This is a genomic window from Streptomyces colonosanans (genome assembly GCF_001866645.1).
GTDB lineage: Bacteria > Actinomycetota > Actinomycetes > Streptomycetales > Streptomycetaceae > Streptomyces > Streptomyces colonosanans.
The window spans coordinates 28,837-41,318 of sequence record NZ_MLYP01000053.1; the positions used below are offsets into that span (position 1 = coordinate 28,837).

Consider the following 12,482-nt stretch of genomic DNA (forward strand, 5'->3'; position numbering starts at 1 on the left):
GCCAACGTCGTCCCTCGGTACCACCACATGCCATGACGACGACGGGAGAGCCGATGCGTACACCGCGCCAGCCGTCCCAGCACTCCGCGAACGGCCAGAACTGGTCGTTCATGGATGCTCGCCCTGCTGCGCAGGGTATGTACGACCCTCGCAACGAGCACGACGCCTGTGGCGTCGGCTTCGTGGCCACCCTCACCGGTGAGGCGAGCCATGCGCTGGTCGAGCAGGCGCTCACGGTCCTGCGCAACCTGGAGCACCGCGGTGCCACCGGCTGCGAGCCCGACTCGGGTGACGGCGCCGGCATCCTCTCCCAGATTCCCGACGCCTTCTTCCGCGAGGTGGCCGGATTCGAACTGCCCGAGGTGGGCGCCTACGCGGCCGGTATCGCCTTCCTGCCCGAGGTCGGCGCCGCCGAGGCCGTCGCGCAGATCGAGACGATCGCCGCGGACGAGGGTCTGACCGTCCTCGGCTGGCGCGCGGTCCCCGTCGCCCCCGAGCTGCTCGGCGCGACCGCTCGCTCGACGATGCCCGCCTTCCGCCAGCTCTTCGTGACCGGGGGCACCTCCCAGACGGAGTCCGGGGGAGGTGTGCGCAAGGGCATCGACCTCGACCGCAAGGCATTCGTGCTGCGCAAGCGCGCCGAGCGCGAGACCGGCGTGTACTTCCCGTCGCTGTCCGCCCGCACGATCATCTACAAGGGCATGCTGACCACCGGCCAGCTGGAGCCCTTCTTCCCGGACCTGTCCGACCGCCGCTTCGCCACCGCCATCGCGCTGGTCCACTCGCGCTTCTCCACGAACACCTTCCCGAGCTGGCCGCTCGCTCACCCGTACCGCTTCATCGCGCACAACGGCGAGATCAACACAGTCAAGGGCAACCGCAACTGGATGCGCGCCCGCGAGTCGCAGCTGCTCTCCGAGCTGTTCGGCTCTGCCGACCATGGACACCGCGGCCCGGGGGAGAATCTGGAGCGGCTCTTTCCTATCTGCACGCCGGAGGCCTCCGACTCCGCCTCCTTCGACGAGGTGCTCGAACTCCTGCACCTCGGCGGCCGCTCCCTGCCGCACTCCGTGCTGATGATGATCCCGGAGGCGTGGGAGAACCACACCTCCATAAATCCGGCCCGGCGCGCCTTCTACCAGTACCACTCCACGATGATGGAGCCCTGGGACGGCCCGGCCTGCGTCACCTTCACCGACGGCACCCAGGTCGGCGCCGTGCTGGACCGCAACGGTCTGCGCCCCGGCCGCTACTGGGTCACCGACGACGGACTGGTCGTCCTCGGCTCCGAGGTCGGCGTCCTGGACATCGAGCCGTCCCGAGTCGTCCGCAAGGGCCGCCTGCAGCCCGGCCGCATGTTCCTCGTCGACACCGCCGAGCACCGCATCATCGAGGACGACGAGATCAAGGCGACCCTCGCCGCCGAGCAGCCGTACCAGGAGTGGCTCCAGGCCGGTGAGATCGAGCTGGGCGACCTGCCCGAGCGCGAGCACATCGTCCACACCCATGCCTCCGTCACCCGCCGCCAGCAGACCTTCGGCTACACCGAGGAGGAACTGCGCGTCATCCTCGCGCCGATGGCCAAGGCCGGTGCCGAGCCGATCGGCTCGATGGGCACGGACTCGCCGATCGCCGCGCTGTCCGAGCGTCCGCGGCTGCTCTTCGACTACTTCACCCAGCTGTTCGCGCAGGTCACCAACCCGCCGCTGGACGCGATCCGCGAGGAGCTGGTCACCTCCCTGCGCTCGTCGCTGGGCCCGCAGGGCAACCTGCTGGAGCCGACCGCCGCGTCCTGCCGCAGCGTCGTGCTGCCCTTCCCGGTCATCGACAACGACGAGCTCGCCAAGCTGATCCACATCAACGCCGACGGCGACATGCCCGGCATGAAGGCGGCGACGCTCTCCGGCCTCTACCGGGTCTCCGGAGGCGGCGACGCCCTCGCCGCGCGCATCGAGGAGATCTGCGCCGAGACCGACGCCGCGATCGGCAACGGCGCCCGGCTGATCGTCCTCTCCGACCGCCATTCGGACGCCGAGCACGCCCCGATCCCGTCGCTGCTGCTCACCGCGGCCGTCCACCACCACCTCATCCGCACCAAGCAGCGCACCCAGGTGGGCCTGCTGGTCGAGGCCGGCGACGTCCGCGAGGTCCACCACGTCGCCCTGCTCATCGGCTACGGCGCCGCCGCCGTCAACCCGTACCTGGCGATGGAGTCCGTCGAGGACCTGGTTCGCGCCGGCACGTTCCTGCCGGGCATCGTCCCCGAGAAGGCCATCCGCAACCTGATCCACGCCCTCGGCAAGGGCGTCCTGAAGGTCATGTCCAAGATGGGTATCTCGACCGTCGCCTCCTACCGCGGCGCCCAGGTCTTCGAGGCCGTCGGCCTGGACGAGGCCTTCGTCGAGAAGTACTTCGACGGCACCGCCACCAAGATCGGCGGCGTCGGCATCGACGTCATCGCGGGGGAGGTCGCCGCCCGCCACGCCAAGGCCTACCCCGCCTCCGGCATCGCGCCCGCGCACCGCGCGCTGGAGATCGGCGGCGAGTACCAGTGGCGCCGCGAGGGCGAGCCGCACCTGTTCGACCCGGAGACCGTCTTCCGCCTCCAGCACGCCACGAGCACCGGCCGTTACGACGTCTTCAAGAAGTACACGTCCCGCGTGAACGAGCAGTCCGAGCGCCTGATGACGCTGCGCGGCCTGTTCGGCTTCACAACCGACCGCGAGCCGGTCCCCCTCGACGAGGTCGAGCCCGTCTCCGAGATCGTCAGGCGCTTCTCCACGGGCGCCATGTCGTACGGCTCCATCTCCAAGGAGGCGCACGAGACGCTCGCCATCGCCATGAACCGGCTGGGCGCCAAGTCCAACACCGGCGAGGGCGGCGAGGACCCGGAGCGCCTGTACGACCCGGCGCGCCGCTCGGCGATCAAGCAGGTGGCCTCCGGCCGCTTCGGCGTGACCTCCGAGTACCTGGTCAACGCGGACGACATCCAGATCAAGATGGCCCAGGGCGCCAAGCCCGGCGAGGGCGGCCAGCTGCCCGGCCACAAGGTGTACCCGTGGGTGGCCAGGACCCGGTACTCGACGCCGGGCGTGGGGCTCATCTCCCCGCCGCCGCACCACGACATCTACTCCATCGAGGACCTGGCCCAGCTGATCCACGATCTCAAGAACGCCAACCCGGCGGCACGCATCCACGTGAAGCTGGTGTCGGAGGTCGGTGTCGGCACGGTGGCCGCGGGCGTCTCCAAGGCGCACGCCGACGTCGTACTGATCTCCGGTCACGACGGCGGCACCGGCGCCTCCCCGCTCACCTCGCTGAAGCACGCCGGGGGCCCCTGGGAACTCGGCCTCGCCGAGACCCAGCAGACACTGCTGCTCAACGGGCTGCGTGACCGCATCGTCGTACAGACCGACGGCCAGCTGAAGACCGGCCGTGACGTCGTGATCGCCGCTCTGCTCGGCGCCGAGGAGTTCGGTTTCGCGACCGCGCCGCTCGTCGTCTCCGGCTGCGTCATGATGCGCGTCTGCCACCTGGACACCTGCCCGGTCGGCATCGCCACGCAGAACCCGGTGCTGCGCGAGCGCTTCACCGGCAAGGCCGACCACATCGTGAACTTCTTCGAGTTCATCGCCGAGGAGGTCCGCGAGCTGCTGGCCGAGCTGGGCTTCCGCTCCCTCGAGGAGGCCGTCGGCCACGCCGAGGTCCTCGACGTGAGGCGGGCCGTCGACCACTGGAAGGCACAGGGCCTGGACCTGGAACCGCTGCTCCACGTGCCCGAGCTGCCCGCAGGCGCGGTGCGCCACCGGGTCGTCGCCCAGGACCACGGCCTGCAGAAGGCGCTCGACAACCAGCTGATCAAGCTCGCCGCCGACGCCCTGGCCGCGACCTCGCAGGCCGAGGCCCAGCCGGTGCGCGCCCAGATCCCGATCCGCAACATCAACCGCACGGTCGGCACCATGCTCGGCCACGAGGTGACCAGGAAGTTCGGCGGCGCCGGCCTGCCCGACGACACGATCGACATCACCTTCACGGGCTCGGCCGGCCAGTCCTTCGGCGCCTTCCTGCCGCGCGGCGTCACGCTGCGCCTGGAGGGCGACGCCAACGACTACGTCGCCAAGGGCCTGTCCGGCGGCCGGGTCGTCGTCCGCCCGGACCGCGGCGCCGAGCACCTCGCCGAGTACTCGACGATCGCGGGCAACACCATCGCCTATGGCGCGACCGCCGGCGAGCTGTTCCTGCGCGGCCGTACGGGCGAGCGGTTCTGCGTCCGCAACTCCGGTGCGCTGGTGGTGGCCGAGGGCGTGGGCGACCACGGCTGCGAGTACATGACCGGCGGGCACGCGGTCGTGCTCGGCGAGACGGGCCGCAACTTCGCGGCCGGCATGTCCGGCGGCATCGCCTACGTCATCGACCTGAACCGCGACGACGTCAACGCCGGCAACCACGGCTCCATCGAGGCCCTGGACGACGCCGACAGGCAGTGGCTGCACGACGTGGTGCGCCGCCACGCCGAGGAGACCGGCTCCACGGTCGCCGGGAAGCTCCTCGCCGAGTGGTCCGCCTCCGTGGACCGCTTCAGCAAGATCATCCCCAGTACGTACAAGGCAGTGCTCGCCGCCAAGGACGCCGCCGAGCGAGCCGGTCTCTCCGAGACCGAGATCACCGAGAAGATGATGGAGGCGGCGACCCATGGCTGATCCCAAGGGCTTCCTGACACACGGCCGCGAGGTCGCCATGTCCCGTCCGGTGGGCGAGCGCGTCAAGGACTGGAACGAGGTGTACGTTCCCGGTTCGCTGCTGCCGATCATCAGCAAGCAGGCCGGCCGGTGCATGGACTGCGGCATCCCGTTCTGCCACAACGGCTGCCCGCTCGGGAACCTGATCCCCGAGTGGAACGACTACGCGTACCGCGGGGACTGGACGGCCGCCCTGGAGCGGCTGCACGCCACGAACAACTTCCCGGAGTTCACGGGCCGGTTGTGCCCCGCCCCGTGCGAGTCGGCGTGCGTGCTCGGCATCAGCCGGCAGCCGGTCACCATCAAGAACGTCGAGGTCTCGATCATCGACAAGGCGTGGGACGGCGGTGCGGTGAAGCCGCAGGTCCCCGAGCGCCTGTCGGGCAAGACGGTCGCGGTCATCGGTTCGGGACCGGCGGGTCTCGCCGCCGCCCAGCAGCTGACCCGGGCGGGCCACACGGTCGCGGTGTACGAGCGTGCGGACCGCGTCGGCGGCCTGCTCCGCTACGGCATCCCCGAGTTCAAGATGGAGAAGCGGCACATCAACCGCCGTATCGAGCAGATGCGCGCGGAGGGCACCCGCTTTCGTACGGGCGTCGAGGTCGGCCGCGACGTCACGGCGACGGACCTGCGCAGGCGGTACGACGCGGTGGTGATCGCGGCGGGCGCGACGACCGCCCGCGACCTGCCGGTCCCCGGCCGTGAACTCAAGGGCGTGTACCAGGCCATGGAGTACCTGCCGCTGTCCAACAAGGTCCAGGAGGGCGACTACGTCACCGCGCCGATCTCGGCCGAGGGCCAGCACGTCGTCGTGATCGGCGGCGGTGACACGGGTGCGGACTGCGTGGGCACGGCCCACCGCCAGGGCGCGGCCTCCGTCACTCAGCTGGAGATCATGCCCCGCCCGAACGACGAGCGGCACCCGGTCGACCAGCCGTGGCCGACCTTCCCGATCCTCTACAAGGTCACCTCGGCCCACGAGGAGGGCGGCGAGCGGGTCTACTCGGCCTCCACGACCCACTTCGAGGGCGACGAGGACGGCAACGTGCAGTGGCTGCACCTGGCCGAGGTCGAGTTCGTGGACGGCAGGCCGACCCGGAAGCCGGGCACCGAGCGGAGGATCCCGGCGCAGCTGGTCACACTGGCGATGGGCTTCACGGGCACGGACCAGCACAACGGTCTGGTCGAGCAGTTCGGCCTGGAGCTGGACGGGCGCGGCAACATCGCGCGCGACGCCGACTTCCAGACCAACCATCCCGGGGTGTTCGTGGCGGGCGACGCCGGCCGCGGCCAGTCCCTCATCGTGTGGGCCATCGCCGAGGGCCGCTCGGCGGCGCGCGGCGTCGACCGCTTCCTCACCGGCGCCAGCGACCTGCCGGCCCCGATCCGCCCGACGGACCGCGCGCTCATGGCCTGACGCACCGCCTCAACAGACGTCCCGTACAACGGCGTACGGGCTGGCCGTCCGGGGATCTCCCCGGACGGGCTTCCCACAGACGGCGCCTGCCCACCAGTCCCCGACCGGACGACCGGGCAGGCGCCGTCGCATGTGGTCCGCAAGAGCGGCCGGATCCCGCTGTCGGTCCTCTTGGTCCGGGCCGCCCTCCATGTCACCCTGAAGTGAAGCATGGGGGAGGCGTTGCATGGACGGCGTTCGAACGGTGAACGGATCGGCGACGGACGGGAGTTCGCGACGGCGACGGGCGGGTACGGGCGAGCGCGTCGCCGACTGGGCCGACGGGCGGCTCGGGACGAACACCGCCGCCAACTCCCTGATGCGCAAGGTGTTTCCGGACCACTGGTCCTTCATGCTGGGCGAGGTCTGCCTCTACAGCTTCCTCGTCCTGATCCTCACCGGCATCTACCTCACGCTCTTCTTCGAGCCGAGCGGCGCCGAGGTCGTCTACCACGGCTCCTACGGCCCGCTCAAGGGCATCATCATGACCAGGGCGTACGAGTCGACGCTGCACATCAGCTTCGATGTGCGCGGCGGACTGCTCATCCGGCAGATCCACCACTGGGCGGCCCTCGTCTTCGTCGCCGGGATGCTCGTCCACATGATGCGGGTCTTCTTCACCGGCGCCTTCCGCAAGCCCCGCGAGGTGAACTGGCTGTTCGGCTGGACCCTGCTGATGCTCGCCCTGATCACCGGCCTGACCGGCTACTCGCTCCCCGACGACCTGCTCTCCGGCACCGGCGTCCGCTTCGCGCAGGGCGCCATCCTGTCTGTGCCGGTCGTGGGAACGTACCTCGCGTTCTTCCTCTTCGGCGGCGAGTTCCCGGGCCACGACATCATCTCGCGGTTCTTCCCGGTCCATGTGCTCCTGCTGCCCGGGATCATGCTGGGCCTGGTCGTCGCCCACCTGATCCTGGTCTTCTACCACAAGCACACGCAGTACCCCGGCCCGGGACGGAACGAGAAGAGCGTGGTGGGCATGCCCTTCATGCCCGTCTACATGGCCAAGGCCGGCGGGTTCTTCTTCCTGGTCTTCGGCGTGCTGGCGCTCCTCGGCGGGATCGCCACCATCAATCCCGTGTGGGCCTTCGGGCCCTACCGGCCCGACCTGGTCACCACCGGCGCCCAGCCCGACTGGTACCTGGGCTTCTCCGAGGGCCTGATCCGAGTGATGCCGGGATGGGAGATCAACGCCTGGGGCCACACCCTGCAACTGGGCGTCTTCATCCCCTTCATGCTGTTCCCGCTCATCATGACGGCCATCGGCGTCTACCCCTTCATCGAGGCATGGTTGACCGGCGACCGGCGCGAGCACCACATCCTGGACCGGCCGCGCAACGTTCCCGTACGCACCGCCCTCGGCGTGGCCTGGCTCACCCTGTACGGGGTGCTGCTGATGGGCGGCGGCAACGACATATGGGCCACCCGCTTCCATCTCTCCATCAACGCGATCACCTGGTTCGTACGCATCGCGTTCTTCGCCGCACCGACGGTCGCGTTCATCGTCACGAAACGGATCTGCCTCGGGCTCCAGCGCCGCGACCACGACACGGTGCTGCACGGGCGGGAGAGCGGCATCATCAAACGGCTGCCGAACGGCGAGTACGTCGAGGTCCACGAACCCCTCTCGCAGGCACAGCTGTTCACCCGCACCCAGCACGAGCAGACCCCGCCGTACGAGATCGGGCCGCTCGTCGACGCCAACGGCGTCACCCGGCGCGTCGGGCCGGGACGCAGACTGCGCGCACGGCTCGCCAAGGCCATGTACGGACCCTCGGCGCAGATCCCGAAACCGACGGCGGAGGAGTACCGCGCCCTCACCCGCGACGGCGACCACCACTGAACGTCATGTGTCGCACTCCAGCACCGTCCGGCACAGCCCGCACCGCGCCCGCACCCGCCCCCGCACAGGCACCCTGATCCGCTGCCGGCAGGTCGGGCACGGGAAGGAGACCAGCAGCGATCCGCTGCCGGCCGGTGTGAAGGAGTACGAGACACCCGGTTGCGGGCCCAGGGCGGAATGCTCCTGGGCGTGGCGGCGGTCCCTGGCATAGTGGCGGCGGCCCGCCCACCCGGCCGCCGTCAGCGGCGGCTGCTGCGCATCGCGGCGGGCCTGCGCCATGCCCTTCGTGTACGCCGTGTACGCCTGCGGGCTGGTGAACCAGACCGCAGGGTCCTCGCCGAACAGCAGGGCCCGCTTGGCGAGGACGTAGCCGAACTCCTCCGGGGTGAGATAGCCCAGCTTCTGCGACGACACCCCGTCCTCGCGGAAGGCGTCCAGAAGCAGCCAGCCCGCGCCCAGATAGGTCGTCGCCGTGTCGGTGAGGATCTCGTTGTCACGCGTCCCCGGGAAGGACAGGCCGAGCCGGTGCAGATAGACGTGCATCACCTCGTGCGCGAGAGCCGCGCCGATGTCCCGCCGATGGGTGCGGAAACGGTCGTTCAGCTCGATGAAGTACTCGGGGCCCGCCGCGAGTTCGACATTCGCCGCATAAGTCATCTCACGAAAGCTGACGATCATCCGGGCATCCGGCAGCCGGTAGTGCCGCACCAGCTCGCGCGCCACACGCTGCGCCCCCAGATACAGGTCGTCCTGGTCGCAGAAGGCCACATCGGCAGGGGCCACGCTGGTCGCGAAGGTCTGGACGGTGTCGTACGACAGCCGTTTGTACAGCGCGGTGATCGCCGCCCGCACCGTGTCCAGATGCGGAAAGCCATGCTCTACCGGTCCGCCGTTCGCCACGTCCGCACCCCCAAAGACGCCAGCACTGCATTCCACTGTAGGCGTGCTCGTCCCCCGCGGCAGGGCGCACGGGCACAGGACCGCCACGGACACCCGAGCACCACGCATCGACGATCCGCACTGCGGACAAAGACGATCGAGAACCCGCACGCCCCCAGTGCTGTGACCGGAAGGGTTCACCGGCTCGCGACGCCCGGCGCGGCTCCCCCCACGCTCGGCTTCTCCCCCACTCTCGGCTCCGCTCGAGCGGGGGGACCCCCAGCGCGGGAGGGGCCCCCACCGCCGCGTTGTCGCATCACCCGAGTACATCCGGAGTACGCGGGTGATACTCCGCCTTGCGATGCTCCCCCAGCACCGGACGCCGCGAGCTTTCCGGCAGACCTTTCCGGCCACAGCACTAGGCTGGTCGCCCATGACCGCCCGCCACACCGCCACCCCGGACGTCGACCCGGCCGTCCGCGCCGAACTCGCCCGGCTGCGCGACAGCATCGACAACATCGACGCCGCACTCGTCCACATGCTCGCCGAACGCTTCAAGTGCACCCAGCAGGTCGGCCACCTCAAGGCCGCACACCAGCTGCCGCCCGCCGACCCGGCCCGCGAAGCCGCCCAGATCGCCCGGCTGCGCCGGCTCGCCGAGAGCGCCAAGCTCGACCCTGCGTTCGCGGAAAAACTCCTCAACTTCATCATCGCCGAGGTCATCCGCCACCACGAGCGCATCGCCGAGGACACCACCGGCCCCACCACCGCCGACGGGCACTGACAACCGGCGACCCGTCGGCCCCACCGCCGCCCACGGCAACCGACAACCGGCGACCCGCCGGGCACCCGACGCCGGGCTCGCCCGGCCGCACCCGGAGGCACACCTCCAGGCACCGCGCAAACGCCCTCCGAACACCGATGCGCTCCGGCACAAGGAACGCGCAGGCCGTGTACCGGACCGCCCCTGTGCACCGTCACCGGCATCAGGCAGCATGTCCCCATGTCCGTACTGACGCGCGACGAAGCGCAGACCCGTGCCCGGCTCCTCGACGTCCAGCACTACGAGATCGGCCTCGACCTGACCCACGGCGACGAGACCTTCGACTCCCGTACCGTCATCCGCTTCACCGTACGCGGGGACCACGAGGCCACGGACACCTTCGTCGAGCTCAAGCCCGCCGAGCTGCGCTCCGCCACCCTCGACGGCGAGCCGCTCGACCCCGAGACCCTCGAAGAGAACCGGCTGCCCCTCAAGGGCCTCGCCACGGGCGAACACGAACTGCGCATCGACGCAACGATGCGCTACTCGCGCACCGGTGAGGGCATGCACCGCTTCACCGACCCCACCGACGGCGAAACATACGTCTACACCCAGCTGTTCATGGAAGACGTCCAACGCGTCTTCGCCGCCTTCGACCAGCCCGACCTCAAAGCCGTCTTCGACCTGACCGTCACGGCACCCGACGGCTGGAGCGTCCTCGCCAACGGCATCACCACCCACCAGGGCGACGGCACCTGGCACGCCGCCACCACCCCGCCCATCTCCACCTACCTGGTCGCCGTCGCCGCCGGCCCCTGGCACTCCGTGCGCACCGAACACCGCGGCCTCCCCTTCGGCATCCACTGCCGCCGCTCCCTCGCCCCCCACCTCGACGCCGACGCGGAAGAAATCTTCGAGATCACCCGCCAGTGCTACGACCGCTACCACGAGAAGTTCGAGGAGCCCTACCCCTTCGACTCCTACGACCAGGCGTTCGTCCCCGAATTCAACGCCGGCGCCATGGAGAACCCCGGACTCGTCACCTTCCGCGACGAGTTCGTCTACCGCTCCGCCGTCACCGACACCGAGCGCCAGACCCGCGCCATGGTCATCGCCCACGAGATGGCCCACATGTGGTTCGGCGACCTCGTCACCCTGCGCTGGTGGGACGACATCTGGCTGAACGAGTCCTTCGCCGAGTACATGGGCTACCAGACCCTCACCGAAGCCACCCGCTTCACCGACACCTGGACCGACTTCGCCGTCGCCCGCAAGACCTGGGGATACGACGCCGACCAGCGCCCCTCCACCCACCCCGTCGCCCCCGAAGCAGTCGACGACACCGCCTCCGCACTCCTCAACTTCGACGGCATCTCCTACGCCAAGGGCGCCTCCGCACTACGCCAACTGGTGGCCTGGCTCGGCGAGAAGGACTTCCTCGCCGGCATCAACACCCATTTCACCCGCCACCGCTTCGGCAACGCCACCCTCGCCGACTTCATCGACTCCCTCGCCGGCGCCACCGAACGCGACGTACACGCCTGGGCCGACACTTGGCTGCGCACCACCGGCGTCGACACCCTCACCCCCCACCTCACCCAGGCCGCCGATGGCACCTGCACCCTCACCGTCGAGCACGACGGCAGCCGCCCCCACCGCATCGCCGTCGGCCTCTACGACCACCACCTCCCCGACAACGGCGACCTCACCCTGCGCGAACGCCTCGACCTCGACATCCCGCAGACCACACCGCACCCCCTCGGCAAGCGCCCCGCCCTGCTCGTCCTCAACGACCAGGACCTCACCTACGCCAAGGTCCGCTTCGACCCCGACTCTTTCGAAACCGTCCGCCACGCCCTGTCCGGACTGCCCGACCCCCTCACCCGGGCTGTCGTGTGGAACGCCCTGCGCGACGTCGTCCGCGACGGCCGCCTCCCCGCCACCGCCTACCTGGAGACCGTCCGCACCCACCTGCCCCACGAAACCGACCTCGCCCTCGTCGAAGGCGTCCTCGCCTTCGCCTCCACCCACGTCGCCGACCGCTACCTCGCCCCCGACCAGCGGCCCGCCGCACTCTCCACCCTCACCGCCGTGTGCCGCGACCTCATCCGCCGCACCGAGGACGGCACCCACCCCGGACTGCGCCTGATCGCCGTACGCCGCCTCATCGACGCCGCCGCCCACCCCGACACCATCGCCGCCTGGTTCGCCGACGGCACCATCCCCGGCGGGCCCGAACTCGACCCCGAACTGCGCTGGCGCATCCTCGGCCGCCTCGCCGTCCTCGGCGCCGTCGACGAGACGGCGATCGCCGAAGAACTCGACCGCGACCCCAGCGCCACCGGTCAGGAAGGCGCCGCCCGCTGCCGCGCCGCCCTCCCCGACCCCGAGGCCAAGCGGCGCGCCTGGGAGGCGATGTTCACCACCGACGACCTCTCCAACTACCTGTTCACCGCCACCGCACAGGGCTTCTGGCAGCCCGAACAGGCCGAACTGACCGAGGAATACGTCGACCGCTTCTGGACCGACGCACCCGCCCTCGCCGCCCGCCGCGGCCCCGCCATCGCCGCCGAAGCGGGCCGTTGGGCCTTCCCCCGCTACGCCGTCCACGCGGACACCGTCCGCCGCGGCGAACAGTGCCTGCGCGAGGCGGACCTCATCCCCGCCCTGCACCGCAGGCTCGTCGACGAACTCGACGACATGGCACGGGCGTTGCGTATCCGCGAGGCGTAGTACCCCAGCCGGCCGGGCACCGGCCCCACACCGGGCGCCCGGCCGGCGGCGCGTATCCCACACCTTGGC

At 70.3% G+C, this 12,482-nt stretch carries 6 protein-coding genes; 5 read left to right on the forward strand and 1 reads right to left on the reverse strand.

Annotated features, from left to right (window positions below):
* The first annotated feature begins 53 nt into the window (after positions 1 to 53).
* The 3 genes from gltB (at position 54) to qcrB (ending at position 8,038) form a co-directional block, all read left to right on the forward strand.
* Positions 54 to 4,700, forward strand: coding sequence for a glutamate synthase large subunit (gltB, locus tag BIV24_RS20550; RefSeq protein ID WP_177198775.1), 4,647 nt, complete (start codon positions 54 to 56; stop codon positions 4,698 to 4,700).
* A complete protein-coding gene (locus tag BIV24_RS20555; protein WP_071367843.1) occupies positions 4,693 to 6,156 on the forward strand; it encodes a glutamate synthase subunit beta in 1,464 nt (487 codons plus the stop codon). Before gltB ends, BIV24_RS20555 begins: the two co-directional genes overlap by 8 nt.
* A 226-nt stretch (positions 6,157 to 6,382) precedes the next feature.
* The gene (gene qcrB / locus BIV24_RS20560; protein ID WP_071367844.1) at positions 6,383 to 8,038 is read left to right on the forward strand and encodes a cytochrome bc1 complex cytochrome b subunit; all 1,656 of its coding nucleotides are present in this window, start codon (positions 6,383 to 6,385) and stop codon (positions 8,036 to 8,038) included.
* Between the two features lie 3 nt (positions 8,039 to 8,041).
* Here qcrB and BIV24_RS20565 read toward each other — a convergent pair whose 3' ends face one another.
* Positions 8,042 to 8,938 (reverse strand): hypothetical protein, encoded by an 897-nt coding sequence (locus BIV24_RS20565; protein ID WP_071367845.1) that lies wholly within the window; start codon positions 8,936 to 8,938, stop codon positions 8,042 to 8,044.
* 412 nt (positions 8,939 to 9,350) lie between these two features.
* Between BIV24_RS20565 and BIV24_RS20570 the strand changes: the two genes are divergently transcribed.
* Positions 9,351 to 9,701, forward strand: coding sequence for a chorismate mutase (locus BIV24_RS20570; RefSeq protein WP_071367846.1), 351 nt, complete (start codon positions 9,351 to 9,353; stop codon positions 9,699 to 9,701).
* Between the two features lie 219 nt (positions 9,702 to 9,920).
* Positions 9,921 to 12,413 (forward strand): aminopeptidase N, encoded by a 2,493-nt coding sequence (gene pepN / locus BIV24_RS20575; RefSeq protein ID WP_071367847.1) that lies wholly within the window; start codon positions 9,921 to 9,923, stop codon positions 12,411 to 12,413.
* Positions 12,414 to 12,482 lie beyond the last annotated feature (69 nt).

Bases quoted from the DNA above. Each gene is read 5' to 3' on its own strand.
- qcrB (WP_071367844.1), top strand. From the start codon at position 6,383: ATGGACGGCGTTCGAACGGTGAACGGATCGGCGACGGACGGGAGTTCG.
- pepN (WP_071367847.1), top strand. From the start codon at position 9,921: ATGTCCGTACTGACGCGCGACGAAGCGCAGACCCGTGCCCGGCTCCTC.
- BIV24_RS20570 (WP_071367846.1), top strand. From the start codon at position 9,351: ATGACCGCCCGCCACACCGCCACCCCGGACGTCGACCCGGCCGTCCGC.
- BIV24_RS20555 (WP_071367843.1), top strand. From the start codon at position 4,693: ATGGCTGATCCCAAGGGCTTCCTGACACACGGCCGCGAGGTCGCCATG.
- gltB (WP_177198775.1), top strand. From the start codon at position 54: ATGCGTACACCGCGCCAGCCGTCCCAGCACTCCGCGAACGGCCAGAAC.